The organism is Micromonospora sp. SL1-18, from assembly GCF_047921505.1.
Taxonomy (GTDB): Bacteria; Actinomycetota; Actinomycetes; order Mycobacteriales; family Micromonosporaceae; genus Micromonospora.
Map to the genome: position 1 here is coordinate 49,814 of NZ_JBLROA010000007.1, position 16,948 is coordinate 66,761.

14 protein-coding genes and 1 pseudogene are annotated in these 16,948 nt (G+C 71.5%); 3 read left to right on the forward strand and 12 right to left on the reverse strand.

The features are described 5' to 3' along the window. Nucleotides 1–170 precede the first annotated feature (170 nt). On the reverse strand, nt 171–365 hold the full coding sequence (locus tag ACNAW0_RS04870) for a hypothetical protein (protein ID WP_107156252.1): 195 nt from the start codon (nt 363–365) through the stop codon (nt 171–173). A gap of 373 nt (nt 366–738) precedes the next feature. Between ACNAW0_RS04870 and ACNAW0_RS04875 the strand changes: the two genes are divergently transcribed. Then, a complete protein-coding gene (locus ACNAW0_RS04875; protein ID WP_416286494.1) occupies nt 739–1,845 on the forward strand; it encodes a CAP domain-containing protein in 1,107 nt (368 codons plus the stop codon). Between the two features lie 128 nt (nt 1,846–1,973). Further along, the gene (locus ACNAW0_RS04880; protein WP_416286495.1) at nt 1,974–2,843 is read left to right on the forward strand and encodes an endo alpha-1,4 polygalactosaminidase; all 870 of its coding nucleotides are present in this window, start codon (nt 1,974–1,976) and stop codon (nt 2,841–2,843) included. 60 nt (nt 2,844–2,903) lie between these two features. On the opposite strand, the gene ACNAW0_RS04885 is transcribed toward ACNAW0_RS04880, so the two are convergent. The 9 genes from ACNAW0_RS04885 to rsmD all read right to left on the reverse strand — a co-directional run bounded on the left by ACNAW0_RS04885 (nt 2,904) and on the right by rsmD (nt 10,706). Continuing rightward, nucleotides 2,904–5,105: an MMPL family transporter gene (locus tag ACNAW0_RS04885; RefSeq protein ID WP_416286496.1), complete on the reverse strand. Its 2,202-nt coding sequence runs from the start codon at nt 5,103–5,105 to the stop codon at nt 2,904–2,906. Between the two features lie 236 nt (nt 5,106–5,341). Next, entirely contained in the window at nt 5,342–6,199 is an 858-nt protein-coding gene (gene mutM / locus ACNAW0_RS04890; protein WP_416286497.1) for a bifunctional DNA-formamidopyrimidine glycosylase/DNA-(apurinic or apyrimidinic site) lyase, read from the reverse strand. Beyond that, nucleotides 6,192–6,977 carry a ribonuclease III gene (gene rnc, locus ACNAW0_RS04895; protein WP_416286498.1) on the reverse strand — a complete coding sequence of 262 codons (786 nt, stop codon included), beginning with the start codon at nt 6,975–6,977 and terminating at the stop codon, nt 6,192–6,194. Before rnc ends, mutM begins: the two co-directional genes overlap by 8 nt. Next, nucleotides 6,974–7,927, reverse strand: coding sequence for a phosphate acyltransferase PlsX (locus ACNAW0_RS04900; RefSeq protein ID WP_416286570.1), 954 nt, complete (start codon nt 7,925–7,927; stop codon nt 6,974–6,976). Before ACNAW0_RS04900 ends, rnc begins: the two co-directional genes overlap by 4 nt. 132 nt (nt 7,928–8,059) lie before the next feature. Beyond that, nucleotides 8,060–8,233 (reverse strand): 50S ribosomal protein L32, encoded by a 174-nt coding sequence (gene rpmF / locus ACNAW0_RS04905; protein WP_073832497.1) that lies wholly within the window; start codon nt 8,231–8,233, stop codon nt 8,060–8,062. 5 nt (nt 8,234–8,238) lie between these two features. Further along, complete coding sequence (locus ACNAW0_RS04910) at nt 8,239–8,802, reverse strand: YceD family protein (RefSeq protein WP_416286499.1); 564 nt, start codon at nt 8,800–8,802, stop codon at nt 8,239–8,241. 127 nt (nt 8,803–8,929) lie between these two features. Further along, nucleotides 8,930–9,427: a hypothetical protein gene (locus tag ACNAW0_RS04915; protein WP_416286500.1), complete on the reverse strand. Its 498-nt coding sequence runs from the start codon at nt 9,425–9,427 to the stop codon at nt 8,930–8,932. Between the two features lie 233 nt (nt 9,428–9,660). Next, nucleotides 9,661–10,149, reverse strand: a complete 489-nt coding sequence (gene coaD / locus ACNAW0_RS04920) for a pantetheine-phosphate adenylyltransferase (RefSeq protein WP_416286501.1) — start codon at nt 10,147–10,149, stop codon at nt 9,661–9,663. Continuing rightward, entirely contained in the window at nt 10,146–10,706 is a 561-nt protein-coding gene (gene rsmD / locus ACNAW0_RS04925) for a 16S rRNA (guanine(966)-N(2))-methyltransferase RsmD (RefSeq protein WP_416286502.1), read from the reverse strand. The genes coaD and rsmD overlap by 4 nt, the downstream gene beginning before the upstream one ends. 241 nt (nt 10,707–10,947) lie before the next feature. On the opposite strand from rsmD, the gene ACNAW0_RS04930 reads away from it, so the two are divergent. Next, nucleotides 10,948–12,066 carry a cell wall anchor protein gene (locus ACNAW0_RS04930; protein ID WP_416286503.1) on the forward strand — a complete coding sequence of 373 codons (1,119 nt, stop codon included), beginning with the start codon at nt 10,948–10,950 and terminating at the stop codon, nt 12,064–12,066. Between the two features lie 253 nt (nt 12,067–12,319). Here the strand turns inward: ACNAW0_RS04930 and ACNAW0_RS04935 are convergent, their stop codons facing one another. Then, nucleotides 12,320–15,124 (reverse strand): exo-alpha-sialidase, encoded by a 2,805-nt coding sequence (locus ACNAW0_RS04935; RefSeq protein WP_416286504.1) that lies wholly within the window; start codon nt 15,122–15,124, stop codon nt 12,320–12,322. A gap of 144 nt (nt 15,125–15,268) precedes the next feature. Further along, nucleotides 15,269–16,603 (reverse strand): annotated as a pseudogene (locus ACNAW0_RS04940) (ATP-dependent DNA helicase RecG); the annotation flags it as partial. Nucleotides 16,604–16,948: the final 345 nt, after the last annotated feature.

The following is a 16,948-nucleotide window of genomic DNA, read 5'->3' on the forward strand; positions in this document are numbered from 1 at the left end:
AAACCCGCAGGTCCTATTGGAGCTTGGTCAGCGCCACGCAATTCCGGGCTCACCCGATCGGGGACGATGCGGCGCGAAAAACAAAAGACGTACGCACAAAGCTGCGCGCCGGCACTGAGGTGTCGGCGCGCTTTTCGTGTGGTGCGATTCAGTTTTCCGACGACCGGGGATCAGGTCAGCGCCGGCTCGGCCAGCCGGAGGAGGTCGTCAGCCTCCGCCGCTGCCGCCGCGAGCCGATCATTCTCGGCGCGCAGACGCGTGATCTCGAACTCCAGTGCCTGAACCCTGGCACGCAGTCGGGTGACCTCGTCGAGCAGGCGCCGGTCGGACGCTGCACCAACGTGGCCGTAGAGGGCCTTCGCCATACTGACTCCTTGATATGCGCTGCCGGAAAGGCCGGCCAACGCGCGCCCATCATGTTCGCGGCTGCCATCCCAGCAAAATGCGGGCATGGCTGGGCGCGACTGGCGACACCTACATATTGAGCCGCAACCCCCTCCTTCGTCAAGTTCTCGCAGGCCGTAGATCATCTTTACGTCGACCTGTCCACTTGTCGGGGGGCTGCCATGAGGCGCGGACACGCTCTGTCCGGACGACATAACTGTACGCCCGGGAATACGTGAACACCTCACCCTCGCCGTCGAGTTCCCCTTAACTCTTTCTTAGCGACGTTGCCGCAGCTCGCGGCGCGCCCGTAGCGTCAGCGCGGCCCGCAACCGACCCGTGGAGGGGACAGGCGTGTACCGCTGGACCGACCCGATCGAACCGGACGGCGTTGCCCGAAATTCGGAGCCACCGGCCGCCGACGGGCCGGCCTGGCTCACCGACCAGCCGGAACCGCGGTCGGCGTACCTCTTCGGGGACGAGCCGGAGCAGCCGGGCGCGGACCCGGCCGACATCGAGATCAACGGCTGGCAGGCCGCCGCCCCGCACGAGCAGTGGCACCCGCACGAGCAGTGGCAGGCCGGCGCTCCGCACGAGCAGTGGCAGGCCGCTTCGACCGGTGGCTGGCCGGCCGAGGGGCAGCAGCCGACGGCCACCTGGGGGCCGGTCACCGACGACTCGCCCGAAAAGCCGGGACGGCACCGCCAGCCGCGTCGGTTCCCGCGCCCCCTCCTGGTCGGCGGCGCCGCCGCCGCGTCGACCCTGGTGGTGAGCCTGGGAGTGGCCGCCCTCGCGCTGCCTGGCGACGACCGGCAGACCGAGCCGTCCGCGGCCGACGGGGTGGTGGCCGTCGCGCCCGACGCCACCGACGCCCCCACCGACGCCCTCACCCCCGCCTCGCCCACCACCACGCCGACCGCCTCCCCCAGCACCGCCCCGAGCAGCGCCCGGCCGAGCCCGACCCGGACGGTCACGCCGAAGCCCAACCGTTCCACCGCCCCCTCCCGCCAGCTCCAGCGCACCGCCACGCCGAGCAGCAGCGCCACCACCTCTACCCGGACCGCCTCGACGACCGGGCTCAGCGCCGAACTTCGGCAGGTGGTCGACCTGGTCAACCAGGAGCGGGCGAAGGCCGGCTGCAAGGCAGTGACCGTCGACGACAAGCTGACGCTGGCCGCCCAGCGGCACAGCCAGGACCAGGCCGACCACCAGACGATGACGCACGACGGCAGCGACGGCAGCGACGCCGGCGCGCGGCTCGACCGGGTCGGCTACGCGTGGCGGGCATACGGCGAGAACGTCGCCTGGAACCAGCAGAGCCCGGCCGCGGTGATGGACGCCTGGATGAACAGCCCGGGCCACCGGGCCAACATCCTGAACTGCTCGTTCACCGAGATCGGCGTGGGTGTGGCGCGGAGCAACGGGCCGTACTGGACACAGGACTTCGGCACACCGCGCTGACCGGCGCGTCGTGACCGGGTCCGCGCTCGTTTGACCGGGTGAGGTACGCCGCGGCCGGCTGATCACACCGACCGGGCCGGCGTACCGGCAGGGGCGGTGGAGTGCCGCCCGCGACCCGGGAGCTGACGATGCGGATCCGGCCGGCGTCGGCCGCGCCGCGCGCCCGGCCGGCCCGCGTCCTCCCCCGCGGGCCGCGCCGGGGCGTGGCGGCCGTCCTGACGGTGCTACTGCTCGCCCCGGTGCCCGGCTGCCGCCGGCCGATCGTCCCGCCCGGGGCACCCACCTCGTGGCCGGCCGAGCTGGCCCACCGCTGGCAGTGGCAGTGGCAGCTCACCGGCCCGGTGGACGTCACGGTCGACGCCGCCGTCTTCCTGCTCGACCCGGTCCACACCACCTCCGCCGAGACCGCCGCGCTGCGCGCCCGGGACCGCCGGCTGGTCTGCCAGGTACGCGTCGGGACGTGGGCGCCGACCGACCCGGACGCGAGCCGCTTCCCGACGGACGTACGCGGGGCGGCGGTGACGGGCCGACCGGACAGCCGGTGGCTGGACGTACGCCGATGGAACGCGCTCGAGCCGGTGCTCGCCGACCGGTTCCGGCTGTGCCGGGGCAAGGGCTTCGGGGCCGTGGCGATCGACGACGCCGACGGCTACCGGCACCAGCCCGGCCTTCCGCTCGACTTCGACGACCAGCTGCTGTTCAACCGCCGGCTCGCCGCCCTGGCCCGCCGGCTCGACCTCTCGCCCGGGCTGGTCGACGACGTGCCGCAGGTGGCCGCACTGGCGCCCGACTTCGACTTCGCCGTCAACCAGGAGTGCGTACGCCGGCGGGAGTGCGCCAAGCTGCTGCCCTTCGCCGACGCGCACAAGCCGGTCTTCCACGTCGAGTACGCCGGCGACCCGGGTGCCTTCTGTGTCACCACCATCGGCTACGGCTTCGCCTCGATGCTCAAGGACCGGAAGCTGGACGCCTGGCGCGACCCCTGCCCCCTGCCGTGACCCGCCTCGGGCGGAGGGCCGGGCCGCGGGTACGGCCCGGCCCTCCGGTGGCGCCGGTGGTCAGTGGGCGCCGACGAGCTCCGGGGCCGGAGCGGGCGGGGTGGCCGCCCGACGGCGCAGGAAGCGCGGGGCCCACCAGTTCGCGTCGCCGAGCAGGGTCATCAGGGACGGCAGCACCACGGCCCGGATGATCGTGGCGTCCAGCAGGATCGCCGCGGCCAGCCCGATGCCGAGCTGCTTCATGTCGATGGTGCTCAGCGTCGCGAAGATCGAGAAGACCCCGACCATGACGATCGCCGCGCTGGTCACCACGCCCGCCGACGAGGTGATGCCGTACGCCACCGCGTCCCGGTTGGGCAGGCCGTCACGGACGCCCTCGCGGATCCGGCTGACCACGAAGACGTGGTAGTCCATGGAGAGCCCGAAGAGGACCACGAACAGGAACAGTGGCAGCCAGGTGACGATCGCCCCCATCGAGGTGAAGCCGAGCAATCCCTCCGCCCAGTCGTTCTGGAAGACCAGCACCAGCAGGCCGTACGCGGCGCCGGCGGAGAGCAGGTTCAACAGGATCGAGGTGAGCGCGATCACCACCGACCGGAACGTCCAGGCCATCACCAGGAAGGTCAGCGCCAGCACGAAGGCGGCCACGACGGGCAGCTTCTCCCGGATGTGCTGCGCGTAGTCCTCGTTGGCGGCCACGCCGCCGCCGACCGCGTACTCGACCCCGGGGATGCCGCGCAGGGTGGCCGGGACCAGGTCCTCACGCAGCTCGTGCAGCGACCGCGACGCCTCGTCGGTGCGGCTGGCGTACGGGGTGGCCACCTCCAGCACGGACACCCGGCGGTCGGCCGACACCTCGATCTTCGGGCCGTCCCCCTCGGCCGGCGCGAAGAGCGGGTCGGCGGCGGCCCGCCCGGCCAGGTCGGTCAGCGCGGCGTGCACCCGGTCGGCCTGTGCGGCCGGCGCCCGCACCGCCACCGTGTGGCTGGTGCCGTTGCTCGGGAAGGCGGCGGTGAGCCGGTCGTACGCCTGCATGGCCGGCGTGCTGCGCGGCACGTCCTCCATGCCGGGGAAGTTCAGCTTCATGCTCAGCGCCGGGGCGGCCAGGGCGAGCAGCAGCCCGACCGAGACGATCAGGGTGGTCCGTGGCGCCCTCAGCGCGGGCTTCAGCACGGCCGGCCAGAACCGGGGCCGCTGGCCGTGCCGGCCGGTACGCGGCGCGGTGAGCCGCCACAGCAACGGCACCCGGGGCCGGTCGACCCAGCGGCCGAGCTTGGCGAGCAGCGCCGGCAGCACGGTCAGCGAGCCGAGCACCGCGACCGCGACCACCAGGATCGAGCCGACCGCGAGGGACGAGAAGATGGCGTCCTGGGCGAGGAGCAGCCCGGCCATCGAGATGATCACGGCGGTGCCGGAGACCACCACGGCGTGCCCGGAGGTCTCCGCCGCGATCTCCACCGCGTCGAGCCCGGACCGCCCCTTTGCCCGTTCCTCACGCTCCCGGCGGACGTAGAACAGCGAGTAGTCGACGCCGACCGCCATGCCGATCAGCAGGATGACGCTGGCCGTGGTGTCGTTGGCCGGCACCAGGTGGGATGCCAGGGTGGAGAGTCCCATCGCCGCGGCCACCGAGGAGAGCGCGAGCAGCACCGGCACGCCGGCCGCGATCAGCGCGCCGAACGCGATGATCAGGATGGCCAGGGTGACCGGCAGGCTGAGCAGCTCCGCCCGTTGGAAGTCCTTGCCCAGGGTGTCGTCGAGCGCCTTGTTGATGGAGGGGCCGCCGACCTCCTCGATCCGCAACGCCGGGTGCGCCTCCTGGACCTGGGCGGTGGCGTCCCGCAGCGGCTGCACCCGGTCCGACGCGGTCTTCGGGTCCCCGGACATGGTGATCGGCAGCAGCAGCGCGCCGCCGTCGCGGGACGGTAGCGGCGTACCCACCGAGGCCACCCCGTCGACCTGGCGCAGCCGGGCCGCCGCGTCGCCGGCGGCGGCCTTCGCCGCGGCCTGGTCGAGCATCCCCGACCGGGGCGTGATCAGTACGTTCTCCATCGCCGGCTCGTGGAAGCCGCCACTGTCGACGATCAGCTCGGCCCGTCCGAACTCGCCGGTCGCCTGGTCGGCGTTGGTCGCCTCGGTCAGGCCGGCGGCGTTGCCGCCGACGAAGCACACCGCCACGAACACCGCCCACAGCGCGATGGCCCGCCACGGATGCTCCGCACTCCACCGTGCCAATCGCACCGTCACCGGTCGTCTGCCCATGCCTGGGTTCCCCCTCCACACGTCGGTCCGCTACCGACGGTGCTGACGCTAGGGTGCGGGCGACGCGCGGACATCCGGGTACGGCCCCGGCTCGTCCCGGATCCGGCCGGTCCCGGCCGACCGGCCCGAACCGGCTCAGCCAACCGGACGAAACGGGATTTTCAGGGTACGACCCGGGGGACCCGCCGCGAATCGCCGGGCACGGCACACCGGCGCAACCCCGAACCGCCTCGGGGTCATCCCCGGAGGGCGGCCCGGGGACGGGGCTGGCAACGCGGGCAACTGTACGACGAGCGGTTCATGAACGCCTCGCGCCGGATCGGCGCACCGCAGCGCGGGCAGGGTTCCCCCTCCCGGCCGTACGCGTTGAGCGACCGGTCGAAGTAGCCGCTCTCGCCGTTGACGTCGACGTACAGCTCGTCGAAGCTGGTGCCGCCCTGCTTGATCGCCTCACCGAGCACGTCCCGGACGTGCCCGAGCAGCCGGGTGACCGCCGGGCGGGTGAGCGCGTCCGTCGGGCGGGTGCCGTGCAGCTTCGCCCGCCACAGCGCCTCGTCGGCGTAGATGTTGCCGACCCCGGAGACCAGGGCCTGGTCGAGCAGCGCCCGCTTCACCTCGGTACGCCGCCGGCGCAGCGCGGCCACGAAGTCGGTGTCGGAGAACTCCGGGTCCATCGGATCCCGGGCGATGTGCGCGATCTCCTGCGGCAGCTCCGCCCCGCCGGAGGAGACCGACAGCCCGCCGAACGTGCGCTGGTCGACGAAGCGCAACTCCGGGCCGTCGTCGGCGAACCGGAACCGGACCCGCAGATGCAGCTCGTCGGCCGTCCCGACCGGCTGGAGCAGCAGCTGGCCGGACATGCCGAGGTGCCCGATCAGGGCATCCCCGCTGTCCAGCGGCAGCCACAGGTACTTGCCCCGGCGCCGGACATCGGTGATCGTCCGGCCGGCCAGCACGTCGGTGAAGTGCGCCGCGCCCGGCTGATGGCGGCGTACGGCCCGAGGGTGGCACACCTCGACGGCGCTGATCGTCCGCCCGATGACCCACTGGGCGAGGCCCTGCCGGACCGTCTCGACCTCGGGCAGCTCAGGCACGGGCGGTGCCCGCCTCGGCGGCCTGCTCGTCGGCCTCGTCCCCGGTCAGCGCGCCCTGCTCCTGCTCGGCCTGCTCGGTCAGCGTCCGCCAGGCCGACTCGGCGGCCCGCTGCTCGGCCTCCTTCTTGCTGCGCCCCTCGGCGCCGCCGTACCGGTTGCCCGCCACCACCACCCAGGCGGTGAAGGTCTTCAGATGGTCCGGGCCGGTGCCCTCGATCCGGTATTCCGGCACGCCCAGCCCCAGCGCGGCGGTCAGCTCCTGCAGGCTGGTCTTCCAGTCCAGCGCGGCGCCCCGGCCGGCCGACTCGGCCATCAGCGGGTCGAAGAGCCGGTGGATCACCTTGGCCGCGGTGTCCAGGCCGTACTGGAGGTAAATCGCGCCGAGCAGCGCCTCCAGGGTGTCGGCGAGGATGCTGGCCTTGTCGCGGCCGCCGGTGGTTTCCTCCCCCTTGCCCAGCAGCAGGTACGCGCCGAGCCCCGCCGGGCCGAGCCCCCGCGCCACGTCGGCGAGGGCGCGCATGTTCACCACGCTGGCCCGCAGCTTGGCGAGCTGACCCTCGGGCAGGTCGGGATGGTTGTGGAACAACGCCGTGGTGATCACCACGCCGAGGACCGAGTCGCCCAGGAACTCCAGCCGCTCGTTGGTGGGCAGGCCGCCGTTCTCGTACGCGTAGGAACGGTGGGTCAGCGCGCGTTCCAGCAGTTCCGGATCGAGCGACACCCCGAAGGCCGCCTCCAGATGGCCGACGGGAGCGCGTCGCCGCTTGTCGTTGGTCATGGTGCTACCTCGGTGTCGATGGGTGCGGGATCTTCTGGCAGGCCGGTGAGCAGGGTGGAAACGGTGTCGGTGGCACGCCGCCGCCACAGGTGGGCGGCGAGGGCGATGCCGGCGGCGACGTCGTCGGGGCGGGCCGCGCCGTGGCAGACCACCACCGTGCCGGCCACGCCGAGCAGGGCCGCGGCGCGCGGGGCGCCGCCGCTCGCCGGCGGTCCGCCGGCCATCGCGTACGCGCCCTCGATCGCCTTGAGCAGCACGTTACCGGTGAACCCGTCGGTGACCACGACGTCGGCGCGCGCGCCGAGGGAGATGTCGAACCCCTCGACGAGCCCCACGTAGCGGGCGCCGCACGGCAGCGGCACGGTGGCGAGGGCGGGGCCGGCGGCGCGGCGCAGCCGGTCACCCTTGCCCGCCTCGGTGCCGACGGAGAGCAGCCCGACCCGGGGCGCGGCGACGGCGTGCGCCACAGCGGCGTACGCGGCGCCGAGCACGGCGTGCCGGGCGAGGGTGTCGGGGCCGGATTCCAGCGTGCCGCCGACGTCCAGCAGCACCACCGGGCCGGCGACGGCGGGCAGGGTGGCCACCAGGGCCGGACGGCGTACGCCGCTCCATCGGCCGAGGCCGAGCGCGGCGGCGGTGACGGTGGCGCCGGTCGAGCCGGCGGAGACGACCGCGTCGGCGAGCCCGTCGCGGACGGCGGTGACCGCTGCGCGGACCGTGCTCTCGGCGCGCGCGGCGGTGGGATGGTCGGCCATGCCGACGACGGCCCGCGCCGGGCGGACCGTGATCCGGGCTCGTTGCTCCGGGGCGAGCGCACCGGTCAGCGCGTCGGCGACCTCGGTCGGTCCGACGAGCAGCAGATGCAGGTCAGGGTCGGTACGCACCGCCCGCAGAGCGCCGTCAACCACGACGGCGGGAGCATCGTCCCCGCCGAGGAGGTCGACGGCGATCCGCGCGGTGCCCGGCTCCGTCGGGACACTGGCCGAGGGTCGGCCGACGGTGGAAGGAGCCGGGACACCGGGCGAGAGCCAGGGTGCGCGCGCCACCCGACCGGTAGTCGGGGACGTCACTCGGCGTCCAGGTCAGACCTCGAGGACCTGGCGGCCGTTGTAGGTGCCGCAGACGGAGCAGGCGGCGTGCGGCAGCTTGGGCGACTTGCACTGCGGGCAGGCCACGGTCGCGACCGCCGCGGCCTTCCACTGCGCCCGACGGGCCCGGGTGTTGCTGCGCGACATCTTGCGCTTGGGGACGGCCACGGTTCTTACTCCTCTGTACGGGTCAGTTGCGACAGGCCCGCCCAACGCGGGTCGATCTGCTGATGGCTGTGGTCGGCCGGCAGATCGTCCCAGTGCACCCCGCAGTCGGGGCACAAGCCTGGGCAGTCCTCCCGGCAGAGCGGGTTGGTCGGCAGCGCTAGCACCACCGCGTCCCGCAACGCCGGCTCCAGGTCGATCAGATCGCCCTGCATCCGGCCCACCTCGTCCTCGTCGGTCGTGTCGTCCGTGGTGCTGTTCTCGCACGCGTACAGCTCCTGGATCTTCACGACCACCGAGTCGTCGATCTCGCGCAGGCAGCGGCCGCACTCGCCCTTGACGGGGCCGGTGACGGCCCCGGAGACGAGCACGCCCTCAGACACCGACTCCAACCTCAGGTCGAGGTCGAGGTCCGCGCCCTGCGGCACGCCGATCAACTCCACGCCGAGGTCCTCCGGTGCCGGCACGACCCGCTTGACCGTACGCAACGCGCCAGGCCGACGCGGCAGGTCTCTCGTGTCGAGGACCAGCGGCGACCTGGGGTCGAGTGGAGATGGCGAGTGTTTGGGCATAGTTAGACTCCGGCCGGTGAGAGGCCGACAAAAAAGGTTACCTGGGCGGCCGCCCGACCGTCGAACCGGGGGCACGGCGCACCCCGGCCCGTCGGGTGCCGGCTGTCGGCCGCCGGCTAGGGGGCGCTCAGAAGGGTAGCGGGCGATCGGCCTCTTCACCGGCGAAGGTGCCGATCTCGCGCAGCGCGTGCATCTTGTCCCGGCCACGCTCTATCGAGGCGAGCGCCCGGGTGAGGAACTGCTCGAAGTTGGCCAGGGCGGTATCGACGTAGTCGTCCACCTCGTCCCGAAGGCGCTGCGCCTCGGCGCGGGCCTCGGCGACGATCCGGGCGCCCTCGTGCTCGGCGGAGACCGTGATCTCGTTCACCGAGACCAGGCGGGCGTGTTCCGCCTCACCCTCGCTGATGATCCGGTCGGCCTCGCGCTTGCCGGCCTCCATGATCTTGTCCCGCTCCTCGAGCAGCGCGGCGGCCCGGCGCAGGTCGGCGGGCAGCTCCGCGCGCAGCTCGTCGAGAGCTGCGATCGTCTCACCCCGGTCGACCATGCAGTTGTTGCGCGACATCGGGACGGAGCGCGCCTGCTCCACCATGGCGATCAGTTCGTCGATGCGATCGAGCGGGTCCACCGGTACCTCACTCCTGTCCTCGTTGGCCACCTACATGATGCGGCCTGCGCCCGGGTTCGGCGCTGCACACATCATGTCGCGCCCACTCCACCAGCACTCTTTCACCCCTGCCCGGCGCGTCGCCCCGCCCTCCGCTCACCGATCTTGCACTTTCGGCCCCGGCATTCCACCCGCCCAGGGACGAATCCCCGACCGTAAGTGCAAGATCGCGCGGCCAGGGGAGGGCGCGGGGGTCAGGGGCGGGGGTTGGGGGTGAGGCGGGCCACTAGTTGCTCGCGGACGACGTCGGGGACGTGGGCGGAGATGTCGCCCCCCCACTTGGCCACGTCCTTGACCAAGCTGGAGGAGAGGAAGGAGTAGAGCGGGTTGGTCGGCATGAAGAGGGTCTCGACGCCGGCCAGGCCGATGTTCATCTGGGCCATCTGGAGCTCGTAGTCGAAGTCGCTGACCGCCCGCAGGCCCTTGATCAGCACACTCGCCTGCTGCGCCCGGCAGAAGTCCACCAGCAGCCCGCGGAACGACTCGACCCGCACGTTGTCGTACGAGGAGGTCACCTCGCGGAGCATCTTGATCCGCTCCTCGACGGTGAACAGCCCCTGCTTCGACTGGTTGACCAGCACGCCGACGATCACCTCGTCGAACAGGCGGCTGGCCCGGCCGATGATGTCGAGGTGTCCGTTGGTGACCGGGTCGAAGGAGCCCGGACATACCGCACGTCTCATGATCGGCGACCGTACCAAAGGGTGGTCTCGCCGTAGCGGCGACTGCGCTCGGCCGTGATGCCTTCCACCCAGGTGACCGGCCCGGTCCGGCTGGACCGCTCCACGATCACCAGGGCGTCCGTGGCCAGCCAGCCGCCGACCAGCGCGGCCAGCATCGCGGTGACCTCCCGGTCGGGTACAGCGTACGGCGGGTCGGCGAAGACCACGTCGTACGGCCCATCGTCGGGCCCGGCCGCGAGCACGGTGGCCACCTTGCCGGTGACCAGGCGGGCGGCCGGGGCGGCCTCCAGCGCGGCGATGTTCTCCCGGATCACCCGGGCCGCCCGGGCGTCGGACTCGACCAGCAGCACGTGCGCGGCGCCCCGGGACAGCGCCTCCAGCCCGACCGCCCCCGAGCCGGCGTAGAGGTCGGCGACGCGCGCGCCGTCGAGGTCGAGTTCGGCCTGCACCGCGCTGAACAGCGCCTCCCGGACCCGGTCGGAGGTCGGCCGGGTGCCGGCGCCGGGCGGCGCGACGATCCGCCGACCGCCGAGCGTCCCGGCCACGATCCGGGTCACCGTCTGCTCCCACACATGCCGTTGACGCTACGCGACGGCCCGGCCGGCCCGGCCCGCACGACGAGGCGACCCGGCTGACCCCCGCCGTAGATCAATGATCTCAACTTCATAACGGATCCCGTGTGGCACCTCGATCGAGGTAACGCACGCCGTGTCGATTTCGCTACCGTCTGCCCGGTTGCCGCGCGAGAGGCTTCAGTCCGCCCGGCAATCCCTCCGTTTCCCCTCATCAGGAGTAGACGTGAACCGTCTGAACCTCCGGCGTGCCATGGCGGTCACCGCCGGCGCGCTGATCGGCCTCGCCGGCGTCGCTGTGGTGGCTTCCCCCGCCAGCGCCCACCACAGCGAGGTCAAGGTCACTGCCCAGTGCGACACTGCCGCGGGCGAGTGGATCACCACCTGGACCGTGCAGACCTACGCGCCGGAAGGGGTGAACAACTTCAAGCTCACCAAGGCCGAGGCCACGAGCAAGGCTGGCGAGACCAGCACTCCGTTCACCATCGACGGCATTCAGGCCACCGAGGACGCCAAGTTCCCGCACCCGGTTACTCAGCCGCTGGTGGGCACCGCCCGCCTTGCGGGTGATGTCACTGAGGCGTCGCTGACCGTCCGCGCCCAGTGGGACAACAAGTACCAGGAGGAAAGCGACAAGAGCGGCTCCATCAAGTTCAGCGAGAGCTGCGCCAAGGTGGTCACCCCGCCGCCCGCCCAGGCCAACCCCAAGGCCACGGTGACCTCCGACTGCACCGGTGACGTCGCGGTGAAGCTGGAGAACGGCGCCGAGGCGACCAAGGAGGCCTCGTTCACCGTCACCGGCACCGACGGCTTCACCGAGAAGGCGACCGTCGAGCCGGGCAAGGACAAGACGATCACGGTTCCGGCCAAGAACGCCAGCAAGATCAAGGTCACTGAGGCCGGCCAGGAGCGGCCGCTCTTCGACGACAAGCCTGCGGAGGCCAAGGACTGCGTCAAGCCGGGCGAGCCCTCGGGCAGCTACCTGTCCACCTGCGACGAGCTGATCTTCCAGATCGAGAACCCCAAGGACGGCGAGACCGTCGAGCTGACCCTCACCCCGAACAAGGGCGAGGCGCAGACGCTGGTCGTGAAGCCGGGCGAGACCAAGACCGCGAAGTTCAAGGCCTTCAAGGGCCTGACCGTCACCCCGACGGCCGAGGGCCTCGATGACACGTCGCCGATCGCCTGGGAGAAGCCGGCCGACTGCGACAACGGCCAGGGTGGCGGTCTGCCGGTCACCGGTCCGGCCGCCGGCGCCATCGCCGGTGGGGCGGCCGTGCTGCTCGCCGCCGGCGCGGTGCTCTTCGTGATGGCTCGCCGTCGTCGGCTCCGCTTCACCGCCTGACCCGCGCTGAGCTGAATCACTCACGCTGAACTGAACCGAGGGCGCGTCGACCACCCGGTCGGCGCGCCCTCGGCGCATCCGGCCCGGTTCTCCGGCCCGAACGGCGGGATGATCAACTCCGCATGCGGCACATCGGTGCATCCGCGGCGGCGGAAACCACAGAATGCCGCACACCGAGTCGATCAAGGGCCCTTCGGCGGGTACGGCGAGGGGCCGCTGGCGCGGCCCCTCGCCCGGATTCTCCGAATGGTCCTCAGTTGAGATTGAGCCGCCAGGCGCCAAGACCGTGCGACGCGGCGTAGAGGATCCGCTGGCCCGACAGGATGGTCAGACCGGCCACCTCCACATTCGGCAGGCCAGGAGCGGCATCGGTCCACGTGGTGCTGCCGGCCGCCAGCCGGAGCACACCGAAGTCGGTGGCCGCGTAGAGGTCCCCGGTCTTGTCGTCCCGCACGAGGTCGGTGACCGGCACGTCACCGAAGTCGTACGACCGGTCGGTCCAGGTGGCCCTTTCGGTCGCCGGGTCGTACCGGACCTCGAAGACGTGCCCCTTGGTGTTCGGCGTGATCGATTCGAAGCCGCTGTACGAGATCCACGCGTGGTTACCGTCGGCCGGGTCCACGTGAATGCTGCTGACGAACCGGTTGGGGGTCGTCGCCTCGTCCAGCCGCGTCCACGACACCGAACTCGCCGGCTCCGCGTTGACGTTCCGGGAGATGAAGACCCGTCCGGTGGTCGTCGCCGCCCAGGCCGTGGTGGTGTCGGCGGTGGTCCGCTCGACCGCCGCCACGGCGCCACCGGCCCGGTCGCCCCAGCCCGTCGCGGTGAGCCGCTTGGTCCCGAGCTCCACCCAGTCGCCGCACTGTGCCTCGTAGGTGCCGTTCCAGCTGTTGCAGATCCGGTTGGCCTCCTGGAGCGACCGGTTGCCGAGACCGGAGGTCTTGGTGCGGTAGACGGTCCGCCCGGTACCGACGAACATCGTCCGGCTGACCTTCGGGTCGCTGATCACCGGCGCGTAGAACTGCGTGTTGGCCTGCCCGTAGATCGGGTCGGCGGTCCAGATCCAGTCCGCGATGTCGCCGTTGTTGAAGTTGACCTCGGTGCTGGCGTCGTAGAAGTTGTGGAACCGGAACTCCGGCCGCGCCACGTCGAAGCCGGACTGCCCACCGTCGCCGATCATGGTGTTGGTCCACAGGCTCGGGCTGCCGCCGTTCTCCCACGTGCCGTTGTCCTGCGTCCCACCCTGCAGCAGGTTGCTGTTGTGCGGGCTGACCGACAGGCTCTGGAACTGCAGGGTGGTCAGCCCCTTGTTGACGCCCTGCAACCGCTCCGGGATGCGCGACAGCATCTGCCGGCACCGCTCCAGCCGCGCGCCCTTCAGCCGCCGTTCAGCGTTGTCGCACCACGACGAACGGTCCACGAGGTTCCCGCTGGAGCGCATCACGCCGCCGTCGTTGGTCTCGAAGAACTGGAATGGGTTGTTGGGGTTGGTGACGATGGCGTGCTGGTCCGGGTGCAGGCCGTTCGGGTGTTCCTCGTCGGTCCCGTCGTAGGTCATGTCCGTGCCGGTGACGCCGGCGTCCGTGGACAGCACCACGGCCCGCTTGTTGGCGATGCTCTCGCCGTAGGCGTAGGAACCACCGGCGTAGACCATGTCGGGGTGCCCGTCCGGCGTGTAGACGAACATGTCGTACCAGCACTGCCCGCCACACAGGTCGAACCAGGCAAAGCCGGTGTCAGCGGCGTTGGTGCTGGTCAGGTCCGTGAACGTGGGGGTACCGGCGGCCACGTCGTCGCTCCGGAACAGCCGGGAGTACGGGTTGCCGGTGTTGCCCTCGAAGACGTACATCCGGGTCTTGCCGTTGGCGAGCCGGGTCGCGGCGAACGCGGCCCAGGTCTGGATGACACCGGAGTTGAGCGAGGTCTTGATCTGTGCCCAGGTGGTGCCGCCGTCCGAGGACCGCCAGATGCCCCGCGCGTAGGACGAGGCGTAGACGATGTTCGGGTCCACCGGGTCGAGCTCGATGTCCCGGACGCCCCGCGGCGAGCAGGCGCTCTGGTTGTTGAACTCCGCCTCGCTGCCGGTGCACTGCGTGGCGTCGGCCGTACCGTTGTGGATGAACGCCCAGGTGGCGCCACCGTCGGTCGACTTGTAGAGGCCCCACTTGGCCGCGTCGGGCACCGGGCGGGTGATGCCGGAGCAGCAGACGCTCGACATGCCGCGCAGCGCGGAGGTGGTGCCGACATAGATCGTCTTCGGGTCGCCCGGCTTGACCGCGATCTCGCCGATGCCCTTCCCGCCGAGTTCGGCCTGGCCCAGGGGGCCGGTCCAGGTGTTGCCACCGTCGCTTGACTTGTAGAGGCCGACGCCGGCCACGCAGCCGGAGGCGCAGATGTTCGCCTCGCCGGTGCCGAGGTAGATGGTGTTGCCGGTGGCGTCGTTACGGTCGACGGTCACCGTACCGGCGGCGTTGGTGCCGAGCGGACCGCCGAGGTAGCGCCAGCTCGGGACGTCTGCGAGCGCGTTGTCCGTGCGCCAGACACCGCCGCCGGCCGGCGTGATCCACATCTTGCAGCTGCCCGGGACACAGGTGGGGCTGATCGCGATCGAGGTGGTACGACCGCCGGCGATGTATTCGTTCGGCACGTAGCTGGACCAGTCCCGGTACGGAGTGGCCGGGTAGCGGGCCTCCTTCGGCCCCACCGTCACCCAGGTGCCCTTCTGCCCCTTGCCCTTCGGGAACGGGCGGCCCTTGGCGGAGCTGAACGACGACCGGGCTCGGTTCATCTGCGCCACTGTGATCGTCTCGGCTGGATAGGCCCGCTCGGCGAATGCGGCGTCGGCACCGGACCCGGGGCCTTCCTCGGACATGCCCTGCTGTCCGGGAATCGCCTCGCGCAACTTCTCCAGGTGCCGACCCAGCGCGCCCGGCATCTCCTCGGCTTCTACCTCGTACTCTTCTGATTCGCCCGCCCAGTATGTGGCGACCACGCCGGACGAGATCGCGAGCACCGCGACCACGATCCCTGCCAGCAGTTGGCGACGTCTCCGCGTCACGTGAAATCCTCTCCCTGGCTTCCCCGCTGCCAGCGTGAGGCCGGGGGTGAGGCGCCGACGCTGGCAGCATTGGCAAGAGAGTCGCACAACAGATGCAAATGCAACAATCCCTGGTCGGGACACTTTCTAGCCCGCTACGGCGGATCATCCCTTTTGGAGGTACTCCGCGCGTTCCTCGTCGACCAGGGCGGCGACCGAGGCGGCCAGGGCCGGATGCCGGTCCAGCTCCGGGTCCTCCTCGACCAGGGCGATCGCCTCGGCCCGGGCGTCCCGGATCAGGTCGGTGTCCCGCAACAGTGACAGCAGCCGCAGGTGGGACCGGCGGCCGGACTGGGTCGCCCCCAGCACGTCGCCCTCGCGGCGCTGCTCCAGGTCCAGCTCGGCGAGCTTGAAGCCGTCGGTGGTGGAGGCGACCGCGTCGAGGCGCTCCCGGGCCGACGAGCCCTCCACCGCCTCGCTGACCAGCAGGCAGAGGCCGGCCGCCGAGCCCCGACCCACCCGGCCGCGCAACTGGTGCAGCTGAGAGACGCCGAACCGGTCGGCGTCCAGCACGATCATCACGGTGGCGTTGGGCACGTTCACGCCCACCTCGACCACCGTGGTCGCCACCAGCACGTCCAGGTCGCCGGCGGCGAAGGAGCGCATCACCGCGTCCTTCTCGTCGGCCGGCAGCCGCCCGTGCAGCACCCCGATCCGCAGCCCGTGCAGCGGTCCCTCGGCGAGCAGCGGCGCCACTTCGGTCACGGCGAGGGGCGGTCGACGGCCGTTGTCGTCCTCGCGCGGGGCCTCCTCGTCGCTGACCGGCCCCTCACCGATCCGCGGGCAGACCACGTACGCCTGGTGGCCGTTGGCGACCTCCTCGCGCAGCCGGCGCCAGGCCCGGTCGAGGAACGCCGGCTTCTCGGCGGCCGGCACCACGTGCGAGGCGATCGGCGAGCGGCCCTGCGGCAGCTCGGAGAGGGTGGACACCTCCAGGTCGCCGTAGACGGTCATGGCCACCGTGCGCGGGATCGGGGTGGCCGTCATCACCAGCACGTGCGGTGGCTGGTCGGCCTTGGCCCGCAACGCGTCCCGCTGCTCCACGCCGAACCGGTGCTGCTCGTCAACCACCACCAGGCCCAGGTCGTGGAAGTCGACCCCCTCGTAGAGCAGGGCGTGGGTGCCGAGCACGATGCCGGCCCGGCCCTCGGCCACCTCGGCGAGCGCCCGCCGGCGGGCCGCCGCGCCGAGCGAACCGGTGACCAACTCCACCCGGGTCGCCTCGTCGGCCGCGCCCAGCTCGCCGGCGTGGGCGAGCGGGCCGAGCAGGTCGAGCATGCCCCGGTGGTGCTGGGCGGCGAGCACCTCGGTCGGGGCGAGCAGGGCCGCCTGCCCGCCGGCGTCGACCACCTGGAGCATGGCCCGCAGCGCCACCACCGTGTTGTGCGTGACGACGAAGCCATCGGTCACATACAGCTGACTGGGGTGCGCGATGGATATGCACTGCATCTGCTTTTTGCCAACATATTCGACCGATCGGATTGCGCGCACCGGCTTGGCGTACTTGGTTCTTGTCCGAACGAGAGCCGCCTTGCGCTGGAGCCGAAACGGGGGAAGCTCGTTCGGAAGTCGAATGCTCGCCTGAAAATACTGCCGCCCGACCTTCGTTACGGAATGGGTACGGCATGTCCCGCCCAACGACTGGACAAGCCATCGGACATCTGAGGCAAGCCGCTCAGAGGCAGTCAGGAAGGAAATGTTCGATCCTGACCTTCGGTCTAAGGTGCCGTCCGTGTCCAGGATGCCTTGTAGAAGGAGATGTCGTGCCGCGACAGGAGCGACAAG